We start from the raw sequence: 15328 nt of genomic DNA, 5'->3' as shown, positions 1-15328 counted from the left end.
CGGAGGAGCCGAAGCCGGAGCAGCCGAAGCCGGCGACGGTGCAGGCGATCGTCAAGGGCGAGCTGGGCGTTGCGCTGCTGCACGCGGTTAACGCTTCGGCGAGCCAGCTGCAGGAGGGCGTCCGCGTACCGGGAATCGGCGGTGTGACCGTCAGCGTGTACGAACCGAACGGCGCAGACTGGTACCGGCTGGAGCTGAGCGGAGCGGCGTACGACACGACGTATACGCTGCAATTTGCCGAAGGGATCGTGCTGACGGAAGGGCTGTCGCCGACGTTGAGCTGGCCGAGTCCGGAGGAGCCGAAGCCGGAGGAGCCGAAGCCGGAGCAGCCGAAGCCGGCGACGGTGCAGGCGATCGTCAAGGGCGAGCTGGGCGTTGCGCTGCTGCACGCGGTTAACGCTTCGGCGAGCCAGCTGCAGGAGGGCGTCCGCGTGCCGGGAATCGGCGGCGTGACCGCCAGCGTGTACGAACCGAACGGCGCAGACTGGTACCGGTTGGAGCTGAGCGGAGCGGCGTACGACACGACGTATACGCTGCAATTTGCCGAAGGGATCGTGCTGACGGAAGGGCTGTCGCCGACGTTGAGCTGGCAGAGCCCGACGGTGACCGGGCTCGTCTATGCTCCGGCTGCGGTCCGGCTTTCCAGCTTCGGCGCGACGGCCGCGATTCAATTGAACGCCAAATGGAGCGACGGTACGGAACGGAATGTGACCGCCGAAGCGTCGTGGTCGTCCGCCGACGAACGGGTCGCGACCGTGACGGATGGGATCGTCCAAGCGGCAGGTACCGGTTCGACGCACATTTCGGCGGCGTACGGCGGACGTTCCGCTCGTATCCCGATCACGGTAACGTTCGATGCTTACCAAGCGGCGGCTTCGGCCGATAACGCCGCGCCGGCCGCCGGGACGGCGAATGCGATTCGCCTCGTCGTTCGAAAGTCGGACGGCGAAACGGATACCGGCTTCAACGGCATCAAGACGGTCACCGTGTCCGGCTTGCAGCCGGCTCCCGACGGCAGCTTCGGCCTTTGGGGCGGCGTAACGGCCGCGGGAACGACCGCGCAAGCGGCTGTCGAATTCGCGAATGGCGAGGCCGAGGCGCAGCTGGCTTTGAACGGCGCGTCGCTGCAAACATTGACGTTTGCGGTCGACGGCGTCGTACAGCCGTCGGCGCCGCTTGCGTTAGCCGTAACGGCGGCAAGCCCGGCCGGACTGCATATTCAAACGCAGCCGGCCGGCGCGGTTAACGGCAAAAAGCTTGCGACGCAGCCGATCGTCCGGATCGTCGACGCGCACGCCAACCCGACGAACGCAAGCGTTCCGGTGACGGCGTCCGTAAACGGCCTGGTATTGACCGGCACGTTCACGGTGAGCGCGGTCAACGGCATTGCGACGTTTACCGATCTCGGTCTGAACGGCGTATCTCCGGCAGTGACGCTTTCTTTCACGGGGGCCGGTTTGACTGCGGCCGTCAGCGATCCGTTCCCGGTCGAGGATCGGTTCACCGGGGGGAACGGCTCGGCGCTAAGCCCGTATATCGTCACGCGGCCGGACCAGTTGGACGATATCCGAAACCATTTGTCGTCCCATTTCGTCCTCGGTTCGAATATCGATCTGAGCGGATACGCCGCCGGCGCAGGGTGGGAGCCGATCGGGACGTTCGGCCGTCCGTTTGCGGGAACGTTCGACGGCAAAGGCTACGCCATTACCGGCTTGAAAATTAGCACTGCGAATTCGGACGCAGGTTTGTTCGGCAGCATCGTGGCTTCGGCGAAAATCAGCAATATCGGACTCGAGAACGCAAACGTGGAAGGCGGTTCCAACGTCGGCGCTTTGATCGGATATATGCAGGGCGGCATCGTCGAAGACGCCTATGCGACAGGCGGCAGCGTAAGCAGCCGCACCGGTTTTTACACGGGAGGTCTCGTTGGCAGAACGTCAAGCGGAGCCGTATTAAGATGCCTGTACACCGAGACGACGGTCTCCGGTTACAATGGGGTTGGCGGCGTTATCGGCTCCAACGAAGGGTCGCTTTACGAGTCGTTCTCCTCCGGCGCCGTTTCTTCCAACTTCGCCGGTCTGGGCGGTCTTGTCGGGGAAAACTACGGCTTCGTTCAGCAGTCGTATTCGCGGGCATCCGTGACGGGCGGAACGATGAATGTCGGCGGACTCGTCGGCTATAACAAAGGGACGGTGGACGAAACTTACGCCGCAGGACCCGTAAGCAGCAGCGCATCTGCAAAAGGCGGCTTGATCGGTTTCAACGACGGTTCGGCTTTCGTGACGCGGTCTTATTACGATCAAAATGCGGCCGGCCAAAGCGACACGGGCAAAGGCGTTCCGCTGACCACGACCCAAATGAAGCAGCAGGCTTCGTTCGCCGGCTGGTCGTTCGGCGGGCCCGTACCGGTGTGGGGGATCGTCGGCGGCGATTATCCTTATTTGATGTGGCAGCGCTAGGTGAATAGGCAGCGGAAAAGCTCCGGCCGATTGGTCGGGGCTTTTCAAATGCAGGTAGATAACTGGCTAACGAACTCAGCCATCGTTATCGGGGCCGAATACGGAGGTTAGAATTGAACTTCAGTAACGTTATTACCCGCGAATCGGATCGATTCCTTCCATTTTCGGCTGGATAACGATACCTGGATTCGTAAGCTTGAAAACCTATCGTTTGGCCCGCCGTTAAGCACGGTACGGTTCGTAAGCCGCCGACCCGTTGCCGCCGGTTCCTCTCCAATCGCAGATAAAGACCGGCTGCACGAAAACAAGAACCGCCGGATCTGTTCTCCGGCGGTGTTTCATTGTGAGCATACGGTTGAAATGGTCGTCGCACCTGTTTCCGCTGGAAGCCCGGGCTGACATTTTCCGTGCACCTGTTCTTCGCCTCGCGCGCAATAGCCCGCAATGCAAAACAAACCGGTCCCTTTCGGAACGGCTCCTATATGGAGTAACTCAGCCAGTCGCCGAGCGCTCCGCCCATTTTGTCGTAGAACCGTCGGGCCCGTTTATTGTCCGACGCGGTAACCCAGGACATATAGGCGTATCCGTTTTCTTTCGTATAGGTCTCGCACGCTCTGAAAAGCCGCTCGGCCACGCCCGTACCTCTCGCCTGCTCGATCACGAACAAATCGTTCATGATCGCGACTTTATTCGCTCTGAGCGTACTGAAGCTAAAGTATAAGGTCGCGAATCCGAGTAGGTCCCCTTCCCGTTCGGCGACGAACTGAATGCCTCGATGCTTCTCCAGCATCAGCTCGATGAGCGCATGGATGTTTTCGACAGGCGGCTTCGGCTTTTTGTAAAAGTCCGCGATGTATCGATAGATCAGCTCGGTCAGTCGGTCTTTGTCTCCGGCCTGGGCGTTGCGAACGATTAACGGCATGAAGACTCCTCGCTTTCAACGGTCATTTCGCATAAATATACTATATAATGCAAATATATTCAACGTCCTTTTTTATATTGAAAATAAAAGATAGCAGGGAAGGGGAAGAAGAGGGGCTGTTGAATTTTAACAATAAACAGAACCAATAAAGATCGGAAGGATGTGCCGGACATGACCATCGAACAACGATCGCTCCCCGATCCGCTGATCGGCTCGGACGGACGGAAGGCGACGACCGCGGAACAATGGAGCGGCGTCCGCAGGCCGGAAATTTTGCAGCTGTTTCGGGACCATGTATACGGGCGCGAACCGGTCGGGCGCCCGGAACAAATCGGCTTCCATGTCGAGACGAAGGAAGGCTTCATGGACGGCGCCGCCATCCGCAAACGGGTCGATATCCGGTTCGAAGGACCGGGCGGGACCGGCGCGTTCCGGCTGCTGCTCTTCGTTCCGGCCAATGCGGCAAAGCCGGCGCCCGCCTTTTTGCTGATCAACAATCGCGGAGCCGAAGTGGCCGATGCGGAGCGGACGGCGGTATCGCCTTTCTGGCCGGCGGACTATATCGTGTCCCGGGGATATGCCGCGGCGGTGTTTCAAACGGAGGAGCTGGATCCGGACCACGACGACGGGTTCGAAAACGGCGTTCACGGCATATTCGACCCGGCTGCGAAGCCGCGCTCTCCGCACGCGTGGGGGACGATCGCCGCTTGGGCATGGGGAGCGTGCCGCGCTATGGACTATCTGGAAACGGACAGCGACATCGACCCGAACCGCGTGGCCGTCATCGGTCATTCCCGGGGCGGAAAAACCGCGCTGTGGGCCGGCGCGATCGACCCGCGGTTCGCCATGGTCGTCGGCAACAATTCCGGCTGTACCGGCGCCGCGCTTTCGAGAGGGAAGCGGGGGGAGACGATTCGCGACATTAACGCCCGTTTCCCCCATTGGTTTTGCGAAACGTACAAGTCCTTCGGCGGCCGGGAGAGCGAGCTGCCCGTCGACCAGCATATGCTGCTGTCTTTAATCGCGCCGCGGGCTCTGTATGTGTCCAGCGCTACCGAGGATCGTTGGGCCGATCCGGAATCCGAGTTTTTGTCGGTGATCGCCGCGGAGCCGGTTTATCGTTTGTTCGGTTCGGAAGGTCTCGGCGCGGCGTCGCTTCCTCCGGCGGATACGCCGGTATTCGGCGGCGGGATCGGCTACCATATACGGACGGGCAAGCACAATATGGAGCTGTCCGATTGGCGCCATTTCATCGATTTCGCCGACCGATCGATGTAGGAGACTTGCCGCAGTCGAACAAAAGCTTTCGGGGACGAATCCTCCGAAAGCTTTTTTTGGTTTGCACTACTTTTCGGCGTGTAAAATTGTGCATAACGAATTCAGATTGTGCATGTCGCCGGGCGGCGAGTTCCGGTAAGCTGGTTTTATCTAGGCAGGCAAGGCATGCATCCAGGGCAATCGCATCAAACTTATGAACCGGGCGCCGGGTAATGTTTCAACACATTGTTGCAGCAGGAAAACGTCCATCTACTTTTGCCGGTTTCCCTTTAGCGGCGGCATTTAGCGGGAATACCGCCCGGCAATTTTACAGCGGACCGCTTTTTCGCCGGAGCGAAGCTATTTTACCGGGAGCATTTCCCGGTACAACGATTCGATGCTTAACTGGAGACGAAACAGCGGTACCTATTCCCGGTTCCGTCCGTTCGTGCGATTGCCCCGGGCATGCAGCCGCATCTTCGACTACTTGGGGGGGACGCGTTTTGACCGACTTTACCAATTTACGCTACTACGTACCGGCCGCGAAACAGGAACGGCCCGAGCAGGTGAGCGCCGACTTGTGCATTTACGGCGGTTCGCCGGCGGGAATCGCCGCAGCGCTGCAGGCGAGCCGCATGGGGCTGCGCGTCGTCATCGCCGAATTCGGCCGCCATCTGGGCGGGCTGACGGCGAGCGGGCTCGGCCGTACCGATTTCGGACGCAAATACTCGATCGGCGGCATCGCGCGCGAGTTTTACCAGACGCTCGGCCGTCATTACGGCAGCGACGAAGAGGACGGAACGGCCTGGTTTATGGAGCCGCACGTGGCGGAAACGATATTCGTCCGGTGGATGGACGAGGCGGGAGTGCCGGTCTATTTCGAGCAGCATTTGGCGAAGGTGGAAAAGCGCGACGGCAAAATCGTGCAGATCGAGATGGAAAACGGGAACGTTTTCCGCGCGGGCGCTTTTATCGACGCGACGTACGAAGGGGATTTGCTGGCGCGCGCCGGCGTTTCGTACGCGGTCGGCCGGGAGGCGAACACGGTATACAAGGAAACGTGGAACGGCATCCAGTTCGGCTCGCCGCACCATACGTTCCGGGCTTGGGTCGATCCGTTCGTCAAGGAAGGCAAGCCCGACAGCGGCTTGCTGTACGGCGTTTCCGATGCGGCGCCGGGCATCCAGGGGCAGGGCGACCGCTCCGTCCAGGCGTACAACTTCCGCATCTGCTTGACGGACGCGCCGGACAACCGCGTCGCTTTTCCCGCTCCGCCGAACTACGATCCGAGCAAGTTTACGCTGCTGTCCCGCTACATCCGCGCCGGCGTTTGGGACGCCCTGACGCTGCATAAGCCGATGCCGAAGGCGAAGACGGACTTGAACAATTTCGGAGCGGTCAGCACCGACCATATCGGCATGAACCACGACTGGCCGGAAGGCGATTACGCGACGCGCGAGCGGCTGTTTCAGGAGCACGTCCACTACAATCTCGGCATGCTGTACTTTTTGGCGAACGACGAGAGCGTCCCGCGGGCGATTCGCGAGGAAGTTGGCCGGTGGGGGCTGCCGGCGGACGAGTTTACGAGCACGGCGAACTGGCCGCATTATTTGTACGTGCGGGAAGGCCGGCGGATGATCGGCGACGTCGTGATGAACCAAAACCACTGCCTCGGCTACCAGGCGGCGGAAGATACGATCGGCTTCGCTTCGTACGGAATGGATTCGCACAACTGCCGCAGGATCGTGCTGGACGGCCGCTGCGTCAACGAAGGCGACGTGGAAATTCCGGTGCCGGCGCCGTATCCGATCTCGTACCGGGCCATCGTGCCGAAAGGGGACGAATGCACGAATTTGCTCGTGCCCGTCTGCCTGTCCGCCTCCCATATCGCGTACGGCTCGATCCGGATGGAGCCGGTGTTCATGGTGCTCGGCCAATCGGCGGCCACGGCGGCCGCGCTGGCGCTGGCGGACGGCCGCGCCGTGCAGGACGTCGATTATGCGCGGCTTCGGCAGCGTCTGCTGGCGGACGGCCAAATTTTGTCCGTGTGACGTACGGTTTGACGATTGTATAAAAAAAGAATAGGGGTGTCCAACATGCATGCATCATTCCGCAAAGCAAGTTCGTTGACGCTCGCCCTTTGTTTGACGGCCGCATCGCTTGCGGCCTGCTCCAAGGGCGGCTCGGGAACGTCCGGCGAGGGCGGGGCGGGCGACGCGGGGCCGGCGAAGCAGCCGGCCGCGCCGAAGGAGCCGGTCGAGCTCGTCTTTTACGCGATCAACGGCGATCCCGAGGACAGCTTCAACTACCGGTTCGGGGACGCGATTCGCAAAAAGTTCCCGGATTACAAAATTTCGTACATTTTCAGCCAAAAAGGAACGACGCTGCCGGAAATGATTACGTCGGGCACCCGGTTCGACATTACGTACCATTCGATCGGCTTTTACGAAAACTTTTTGATTCCGAACGGGCTCCAGTACGATATGACCGACTTGATCAAAAAGCACAACGTCGATTTGAACCGGTTCGAGACGACGTCCATCGAAGCGATCAAGCAGCTGGGCGGCGGAAAAATATACAGCTTGCCCGTATACGGCAACAATCTGGTGCTTTATTACAACAAATCGATTTTCGACAAATTCGGCGTTCCGTATCCGAAGGACGGCATGACGTGGAAGCAGACGACCGATCTGGCCAAAAATTTGACCCGCCAGGACGGCGGCGTGCAGTATATGGGCTTCGGCATGAACCCGACGCTGCTGACGCGGATGAACCCGCTGTCCATCCCGAACGCCGATCCGGCGACGAATACGCCGACGATTAACAAAAACGATCTTTGGAAGCGTTTTTATCAAACGTTTTTCGTCGATCCGCAGCTGACGCCCGGGGCGCTCAAGACGATCCCCGACAATTCGCCGTTCGTGAAAGAGAAAAACGTGGCGATGATGGCGTATTTGTCCAGCCTCATTACGATCTGGACCGACCAATTGAAGGAGGTCGACTGGGACATCGTCTCGCTGCCCAGCTTCGAGGACAACCCGGGCGTCGGCTCGCAGATCAACTCGATCAACTTCGGCATTACGAGCATCGCCAAAAACAAGGAAGCCGCCATGGAAGTGCTGGCGTACATGACGTCCGACGAATTCCAGACGGGCCTGTCCAAGAAAGGCATCATGCCGGTACTGAAAAACGAAGCGGTGCGCTCGGTGCTCGGCCAGGAATCGGTGTTCAAGGATAAAAACTTCAAGGCGGTTTTCCAAAACAAGCCGGCTCCGATTCCGCCGAAAACGCTGTACGACGCCGACCTGGTGACGATTTACGCCAAATACGGCACGCAAATTTGGCAGGGGGCGACCGACATCAACACCGCCGCGCGGCAGGCGGAGGAGGAGGCGAAGAAGAAGATCGAGGAGCATTTGAGCAAAGCGAAATAGAACACGGGAAAAAGCGGTCCGGAGCGGGAAAGCGGCGTCCGGGCTGTTTGTTTTGGCGAAGGGAAGCGAGCGGCGGGCCGGCGATTGGCCTTTCCGCCGCGCGAGCGAAACCCAGACGCGCGTTTCGGCGCTGCGCGGCAGCTGGCGGGCGGTCGAGCCCGCGGAGGCGGTTGCGCGCGAGTGCGGCACGGTCGCAAAGGCGGGCCGGTTGCGGGGGGCGCGGGCGTTGCTAGCGAGGATTTCAAACTAAGAGACGTTGAGACTCTTCCATAGCCATAGCCACAATCGCAGCCGTAGCTGCGGCCGCCATATCTTTTCGCATTCGGGGGTGCGGCGACTGACGCCCAACTGCACGCGGAAACCGAATCGGCGATTTACAATTCGCCGAATTTTCTTTATCATTAAACTAACTTGATCGCGTCAAACCGATACGAAGGGGAGGGGACATCGGTGAACATGCCGTACGGATGGAACAAACGAACGTCGACTTACGTTTTGGACCGTTACCCGCAGGGCGAGCGAACGTTTTATCGGACGGCGGACGGACTGCCGTCCGACAACGTGACGCATTTGGCCGTCGCCGGGAACGGGGACGTATGGGCAGCCACGTCGGCCGGGCTGGCCCGGTACGCCGGAGGGCGGTTCGAGCCGGTCCGGGACGGCGGCCCTCCCGCGGCGCCGGCTTCAATGCTGTACGCCGACCGGCAAGGCGGCCTGTGGGCTTCCGTCGCCGGCGCCTTGTACCGCTTCGAAAGCGGGCAATGGCGCGAGGACGCGCTGTTCGCCGCCGCGGATGCGATGGCGGAGGACGACGCCGGAACGCTGTTCGCCGCCTCCGAAGGGATGCTGTTCAGCCTGCGGTCCGGCACCGGCGGCTGGCGAAAGGAGCGCGGCTACGGAGACGTCCGGGTGCGCGCGATGGCCGCCTTCGGCGAGCGCAGCGTGTATATGGCGACGGACCGCGGACTGTATGCGCTGCTCGGGAAACGTCCGCGCTGGTACGATATTCCGGCCGGGGACACGGGCATGATCAGCAACGATACGCGCTGCCTGTTCGTCGACCGGTTCGGGCATATTTGGGTCGGAACGGACATCGGGGTTTGCATCCACGACGATACCGACTTTTTTTACCGGCTGGACGGCTCGAAAGGGCTGCCGCACGAAGACGTGCGGGCGATGGCGGCGGGAGAAGACGGGGTGCGCTGGTTCGGAACGCCCGCCGGGGCGATCCGGCTGCAGGACGGCAAATGGAACTATTTCGCCTCGAAACGGTGGCTTCCGCACGATCGGGTGCAGGCGATCGCGCTCGGAACGGACGGCGCCGTATGGTTCGGCACCCCGGAAGGGCTCGCCAAACTGACGTTTCGGCCGATGACGCTGCGGGAGAAGGCCGATCATTACGACGAGCTGATCGAGAGGCACCATAAGCGGTTTCATTACGTGAACGGCGGGAAGCTGAAGGAGCCGTGCAGCCTGCCCAGCATCGTCGTGGAAATATCCGACAACGACGGCTTATGGACCGGAGATTACGTGGCGGCGCAGTCGTTCAAATATGCGGTTACCGGCGACGAAGCCGCGCGCGAGCGCGCGAAGCGTTCCGTTCATGCCATGCTCGACCTGCTCGATGTGACCGGGCGTCCGGGCTTTATGGCCCGGTCGATCATTCACCGCAGCGAGCCCGAGTTCGGCGTCAAGGGACCCCGGCACGAATGGCGTCTGTCCGCGGACGGCGAATGGGAATGGAAGGGCGATGCGTCCAGCGACGAAGCGGTCGGCCATTTTTACGCCTACGCGATTTATTACGATCTGGCCGCGGACGAACGGGACAAAGAACGGATACGCTCCGCCGTCCGGGCGATAACGGATCATATTGCGGAAAACGGCTTCTGTCTGACCGATATCGACGGTTTGCCGACGACGTGGGCGGTGTGGGCGCCCGAGAAGCTGAATCACGATTCCAAATGGTGGGAGCAGCGCGGCATCAATTCGCTCGAGCTGCTGAGCTTTCTGAAAACGGCGGCTCACGTGACCGGGGACGACAAGTACGAGCGCCTGTACCGGGATCTCGTCATCCGGCATCATTACGCCCTCAATACGCTGGACGAGAAAATCGCGAAGCATCCCGCTTCGGGGAGCATCGACGACAATCTCGCCTTTCACGTCTATGTGCCGCTCCTGCTGTACGAAACCGATCCCGACCTGCGGTCGATCTATTTGATGAGCCTGGAGCGGCACTGGCAGCTGGAGAGGCCCGAGCGCTCGCCGCTCTGGAACGCCGTATACGGGGCGCTCGCCGGCCGGATGTGCGATATCGAGGCGGCGGTGCGAAGCCTCGCGGAGCTGCCGCTCGATCTCGTCTGCTATTCGATCGCGAACAGCGTCAGAGCCGATCTGCGCGAAGGGAAGGAACTGCATCTCGGGCTGGCGGAATCGCCGCTTCCGGCGGACGAAAGGCCGCTGCACAAGCCGGACAAATCCCCGTACCGGCTCGACGGCGGCAGCGACGGATGGGCGGAGGACGGGACGATGTTTTTGCACCCGTACTGGCTGGCCCGATATTTCGGTTTGATCGCGGAGCCGGACCTGTAAAAGCGGAGCCAAGCGAGCCGCCCGCCGGTTCAAAGCGACGCGAGGCCGTACAGCTTGCGGTATTGCGACGGGTTCATCTTGCAGTAGCCGGTGAAGGCGCGGCTGAAATAAAAACCGTTCTCGTAGCCGCACAGCCGGGCGATATGGTCGATCGTATACTCCGATTGCACGAGCAGGCTTTTCGCCTTCTCCATCCGGATCGAGGTCAAGTAGCGGGAAGGCGTCACGCCGAATATATGCTGGAACCGGCGGCTGAGCTGGACCGGATGGATATGGAGATGGGCGGCGATGTCCTGCAGCCGGACCTCGCGAAAGGCGTGGCGGTCGATGAGCGCCTTCGCCTCTTTCATGAGCCGGTCTTCGGCGAGCTTGCCGCGGAGGGCGAGACTCTCCGCCTCCATATGGAGCATCAGCCAAATGTCGTTGGCGAAATGCTGGATCCGGCTTTTGCTCTGCCCGTCCTGCGCGCGGACGAGTCGGTTCAACTGCCGGAAATTGCTGTACAGCCTCTCCCGCTCGCTCGAGGTGAACTTGAACGCGAGCAGGCGGAGCAGCTCGATCGTTCTGTCCGTTTCCATCTCCGTGCCGTCCTCGTAACGAAAAACGAAATAGTAAAACGAAAGCGGGGCGATCACCTCGCGGCGGAAATCCATCAACGGCGGGCAGACGACGACGTCCCCGGCGGCCGCGACGCCCGCGACGTTGTCGATTTCGTACGAAAACCGGCCGTCCTCGACGGCGAACATGAGCCATAACGGCACGTTGACGGCGGTTTTGAGAAATTGCTGCTTCCGCTTCCAATATTCCTGATAATTGACCGAAATGGGATATACCGCTTGCACAGGCTCCATCTCCCGCAATGTCCGCATAAGTTCCCCTCTTTTTCGACGGTACGCCGGCGAATTCCTGCTTGGTCCGGGGACCCGTGCAACCCGGACGTCTCTGCGGAGAGGCCCCCGCCTCCGTATCCGAAAACGATGGGACGGCCGCAAGGAATCGAACCGCTTCCGGCGAATAGGTATACGGGAAGCGGGGCGCTTCCTTTCGCGCCGGCCCGCGGGCCGGATGCTTGTATGGGGCCATGCCGGCCGGACGACAAGGAAAGCGCGCGGACGAAGACGGAACGAAGGGACGGGGGAAAATGGGACAAGCGTTCGACGCAGGCGAGCTTTTGACGTTTTACGAAGATCATTTGAAGCGGGTGCTGCTGCCGTTCTGGCTGCGGTCGACCGACCGGGAGGACGGAGGGTACTTCAATTGCTACGACAATACGGGAGCCCGCCTCGTATCGACGGACAAATATACGTGGTCGCAGGGCCGGTTCGTCTGGATGTACGCCAAGCTGGCGTCGATGAGCGCCGACACGTTCGGTCCGGGCGAAAAAAAGGAGTTTCTGGAGCTGGCCGGGCACGGCGCCCGGTTTTTGATGGACCACTGCCTGCTGGATAACGGCCATTGCGCGTTCGTGATGGACAAGCGGGGCAAGCCGAAGCTCAACGCGCCGGGCGACCGGTACGATTCGAGCATTTTCGCCGATTGCTTCGTCGTGGCCGGTCTGGCCAAATACGCGGCGGTGTCCGGAGACGGAGACAGCATCCGTTTCGCCCGCAGGCTGTACCGCTCCGTCATCGACCGGATCGATCGCGGCGATTACGAGATGGCGCCGTATCCGACGCCGGAAGGCTACAAGTCGCATAACATCCCGATGATATTGCTGAACGTGACCGACGAGCTGCTGCAGGCCGAGGAAGCTTGCGGCGGCGACGAGCGCGAGACCGGGCGGCTGCGCGACAACATGAGGCGGTTTTTGCGCGAGATTACGGAGCATTTCATCGACGGGGACGGCGTCTTGAATGAAATGATCGGAACCGACAACCGAAGGGTCGACTCGCTGCTGGGACGGTACTGCAACCCGGGCCACTCGATCGAAGACATGTGGTTCGTCATTCACGCCGCGCGGAAGCTGGGCGAGGAGTCGTATATCGGGAAGGCGGCGAAGACGGCCCGCAAAATGGTCGAGATCGGCTGGGACGACGAATACGGCGGCTTGCTTCTGTTCGTCGACCGGGACGGCGGAAAGCCGCGCGGCGACACGACCGGAATCGAGCATACGGCGATGGTTCGGCAAATTCGCGAAAACTGGGACAACAAGCTGTGGTGGCCGCATTCCGAAGCGCTGTATACGACGCTGCTGTGCTACCGGCTGACGGGGGACGGGGCGTTTCTCGACGATTACCGGCGCATCCACGAGTACACGTTCCGCACGTTTCCGAATCCGGACGAAACCGTCGGCGAATGGATCCAAATCCGGATGCGCGGCGGCGAGCCGATCAGCAAGGTCGTCGCTCTGCCGGTCAAAGATCCGTATCATATTATCCGCAACGTGATTTATATCATCGAGCTGCTCGATTCGATGGAACGGACTGGCGGAAGCGGCTCCTGCGCGTAACGGAACCGTATTTAACCGTATTCCGCTATTCCGAATATTTCCCGGCATTTCCCGAAAATAAGGGAGCCGCGTTTAGCCGCGTTCCGTTATTTGGAGGCGTGTCGACGTTGCGCCGCTTTTTTTCGCTTATTAGCGGAATACCGTTTAATACCGTTCCGTTATGAGGCGGAAGCGGCTGAACGGACCATCCATGCGAACGCGCGCCGCAGGCCGGACGTCGCGAAAATGCGAACTTGGCAGCAGATCGAAATAAATGGAATCGCGTTTCGCGCAATCGTCGGCAGCGCAGGCCAGGGCTTCGTCCATTCGCCCGAAACGAGGCCCGGGTACGGGCAGAGCGATGCTTTCGCGCACGAAGCGGCGGATTGCTTGTTGAAGTTCGTCCGCCAATCTGAAACGGACGTGAAAAACCGGATCGAAATGCATTGCAAAGAGTCTCCTTCCGAGGAGGCTCTTTTTTCGGTTCAACTTCTTGAGATGGAAATTCTGGTTCCCATAGATCGATATTTTGGGAACCAGTTTTTTGGTTATAGGTCCAGGCAATCATGAGCGCTCCGCATGGCTGATATGGATAAAATCCTTTATCAACGAGGGTTTGTCCATCGTCCTGCAGAGTCGTTCGAATTTTTTCTGAATCATGGAAATAAACCAGTTGACAAAAATATAAGCGCTTTCTAAAATGAAAGAGAAATGAGTTGGGAACCACAAAAAACCAATTACAGCGAGAGCGCGACATCCGAGAAACCAAAGGGAACCGGGAGGTGATCGAGGGCATACACGGCTTCAACGTTAATGTAAGCGCAAACATGTTTACCGAAGTACGGGCAGTTGACGATGGATGATCAATGGGGGATAGGTGCGATGAAAATCAAAGCTGGATTGACAGCGCTTACGATGATGGCGCTGCTCGTCTCCGCCTGCGGCGGGCAAGGAAACGGATCGGGAGGCGGATCGGCAAGCGGTTCCGATAAGAAGCCGGAAGAGAAGCCGAAAGATCCGTACACGATGGTCGTGTTTACGTCAGGGGTATCGGAGAAGGAATTCAACGACCGGTTCAGCGAAACGCTGAAAAAGAAATTTCCGCACGTGACGATCGAATACATTATGAGCGGCAAAGGACAGACGCTGGCCGACCTCGTCGCGGCGAACAAAATACCGGACATTATCCGCATCGACGTTCCGACGCTGCAGACCGGCTATTTGGACTACAAAATCGGCTACGACATGTCCGAGCTGGTCAAGAAGTACAAGTACGACCTCAACCGGTTCAACAAAGTATTTATCGACGAAATCATCGACGCCGGCGGAACGGGCGCCCTGTACGGCTTGCCGGTGCCTCCGTACTTCCCGCAGGCGCTTTATTACAACAAGGATTTGTTCGACAAATTCGGCGTCGCCTATCCGAAGGACGGCATGACGTGGGACGAATTGTACGAGCTCGCCAAAAAGATGACGCGGGTCGACGGCGGAACGGTATACCGCGGCTTCAGCGCGAATCCGGTCAACACGCTGCGCGACAACGTGCTGTCGCTGCCGATTCTCGATCCCAACGTGGACGGCTTGGCGGACTCGGGCAAATGGACCACGCTGTTCCAAAACCTGCTCCGGTTTTACCAAATCCCGAACAACACGATCGAGAATACGTCCAGCCTGGAGGACAAAGCGTTCAACAAAGGCAACGTCGCGCTGATGACGAACCAGCACAACATTTATCTCGTCATTCCGCCCGAAGTGAACTGGGATCTGGTGTCGTATCCGAAATTCAAGGACGGCCCCGATCTGATGCCGCAGCGCGGACCGGCCTACTGGTCGATTACGAATGCGAGCAAGCATAAGGACGAGGCGTTCGAGATGATCATGGAGATGCTGTCCGACGAGTCGCAGCTGGCCGACTCCAAGCGAGGTATCCCGACGACGCTGAACAATCCGGAAATCGCCAAAGTGCTCGGCCAGTCCGACCCGATTTACAGCAAGAAAAACATGAACGCGATCAACGTCTACAAGCCGGCCAATTACACGCCGAAGCGCAAGCAAGGGCTGACCACCGTTCCGGGAGCGACGCAGCAAAATCTGGTCGGGAACGCCTTCATCGAGGTGGCGCAGGGCAAGAAAGACATCAATACGGCGCTTCGCGAGGTCGACGAGAAGCTGAAGCAGGAACTCGAGAAAGAAAAGGCAAAAAACAAATAGCTTGTTCGCGGACAATAGGATAGGAGTG

At 59.8% G+C, this 15328-nt stretch carries 9 protein-coding genes and 1 pseudogene; 7 read left to right on the top strand and 3 right to left on the bottom strand.

Annotated features, from left to right (window positions below):
- Positions 1 to 2459, top strand: a pseudogene (locus PV407_RS21585) (hypothetical protein); the annotation flags it as partial.
- A 478-nt stretch (positions 2460 to 2937) separates the two neighbouring features.
- Here PV407_RS21585 and PV407_RS21580 read toward each other — a convergent pair.
- Positions 2938 to 3381 carry a GNAT family N-acetyltransferase gene (locus PV407_RS21580; RefSeq protein ID WP_332092056.1) on the bottom strand — a complete coding sequence of 148 codons (444 nt, stop codon included), beginning with the start codon at positions 3379 to 3381 and terminating at the stop codon, positions 2938 to 2940.
- A 171-nt stretch (positions 3382 to 3552) separates the two neighbouring features.
- Between PV407_RS21580 and PV407_RS21575 the strand changes: the two genes are divergently transcribed.
- The 4 genes from PV407_RS21575 to PV407_RS21560 all read left to right on the top strand — a co-directional run bounded on the left by PV407_RS21575 (position 3553) and on the right by PV407_RS21560 (position 10661).
- Positions 3553 to 4659, top strand: a complete 1107-nt coding sequence (locus PV407_RS21575) for an alpha/beta hydrolase (RefSeq protein ID WP_332092055.1) — start codon at positions 3553 to 3555, stop codon at positions 4657 to 4659.
- A 482-nt stretch (positions 4660 to 5141) separates the two neighbouring features.
- Entirely contained in the window at positions 5142 to 6689 is a 1548-nt protein-coding gene (locus tag PV407_RS21570; protein WP_332092054.1) for an FAD-dependent oxidoreductase, read from the top strand.
- A gap of 45 nt (positions 6690 to 6734) precedes the next feature.
- Positions 6735 to 8072, top strand: a complete 1338-nt coding sequence (locus tag PV407_RS21565; protein ID WP_332092053.1) for an ABC transporter substrate-binding protein — start codon at positions 6735 to 6737, stop codon at positions 8070 to 8072.
- 456 nt (positions 8073 to 8528) lie between these two features.
- Entirely contained in the window at positions 8529 to 10661 is a 2133-nt protein-coding gene (locus PV407_RS21560; RefSeq protein WP_332092063.1) for a ligand-binding sensor domain-containing protein, read from the top strand.
- Between the two features lie 29 nt (positions 10662 to 10690).
- Here PV407_RS21560 and PV407_RS21555 read toward each other — a convergent pair whose 3' ends face one another.
- Positions 10691 to 11530: a helix-turn-helix transcriptional regulator gene (locus PV407_RS21555; protein ID WP_332092052.1), complete on the bottom strand. Its 840-nt coding sequence runs from the start codon at positions 11528 to 11530 to the stop codon at positions 10691 to 10693.
- A gap of 272 nt (positions 11531 to 11802) precedes the next feature.
- Here PV407_RS21555 and PV407_RS21550 point away from each other — a divergent pair, with 272 nt between their 5' ends.
- Positions 11803 to 13110 (top strand): AGE family epimerase/isomerase, encoded by a 1308-nt coding sequence (locus PV407_RS21550; protein WP_332092051.1) that lies wholly within the window; start codon positions 11803 to 11805, stop codon positions 13108 to 13110.
- Between the two features lie 144 nt (positions 13111 to 13254).
- Here PV407_RS21550 and PV407_RS21545 read toward each other — a convergent pair whose 3' ends face one another.
- Entirely contained in the window at positions 13255 to 13536 is a 282-nt protein-coding gene (locus PV407_RS21545; RefSeq protein WP_332092050.1) for a hypothetical protein, read from the bottom strand.
- Positions 13537 to 13971: 435 nt separating this feature from the next.
- Here PV407_RS21545 and PV407_RS21540 point away from each other — a divergent pair, with 435 nt between their 5' ends.
- Positions 13972 to 15300 carry an ABC transporter substrate-binding protein gene (locus PV407_RS21540; protein ID WP_332092049.1) on the top strand — a complete coding sequence of 443 codons (1329 nt, stop codon included), beginning with the start codon at positions 13972 to 13974 and terminating at the stop codon, positions 15298 to 15300.
- Positions 15301 to 15328 lie beyond the last annotated feature (28 nt).

This window comes from Paenibacillus sp. GYB003 (assembly GCF_036577625.1).
GTDB lineage: Bacteria > Bacillota > Bacilli > Paenibacillales > NBRC-103111 > Paenibacillus_AB.
This window is presented reverse-complemented; position numbering and strand designations above follow the sequence as displayed.

Coding starts and splice junctions, on each gene's coding strand:
- PV407_RS21540 (WP_332092049.1), top strand. CDS start 13,972: ATGAAAATCAAAGCTGGATTGACAGCGCTTACGATGATGGCGCTGCTC.
- PV407_RS21550 (WP_332092051.1), top strand. CDS start 11,803: ATGGGACAAGCGTTCGACGCAGGCGAGCTTTTGACGTTTTACGAAGAT.
- PV407_RS21560 (WP_332092063.1), top strand. CDS start 8,529: ATGCCGTACGGATGGAACAAACGAACGTCGACTTACGTTTTGGACCGT.
- PV407_RS21580 (WP_332092056.1), bottom strand. CDS start 3,381: ATGCCGTTAATCGTTCGCAACGCCCAGGCCGGAGACAAAGACCGACTG.
- PV407_RS21555 (WP_332092052.1), bottom strand. CDS start 11,530: ATGCGGACATTGCGGGAGATGGAGCCTGTGCAAGCGGTATATCCCATT.
- PV407_RS21575 (WP_332092055.1), top strand. CDS start 3,553: ATGACCATCGAACAACGATCGCTCCCCGATCCGCTGATCGGCTCGGAC.
- PV407_RS21565 (WP_332092053.1), top strand. CDS start 6,735: ATGCATGCATCATTCCGCAAAGCAAGTTCGTTGACGCTCGCCCTTTGT.
- PV407_RS21545 (WP_332092050.1), bottom strand. CDS start 13,536: ATGCATTTCGATCCGGTTTTTCACGTCCGTTTCAGATTGGCGGACGAA.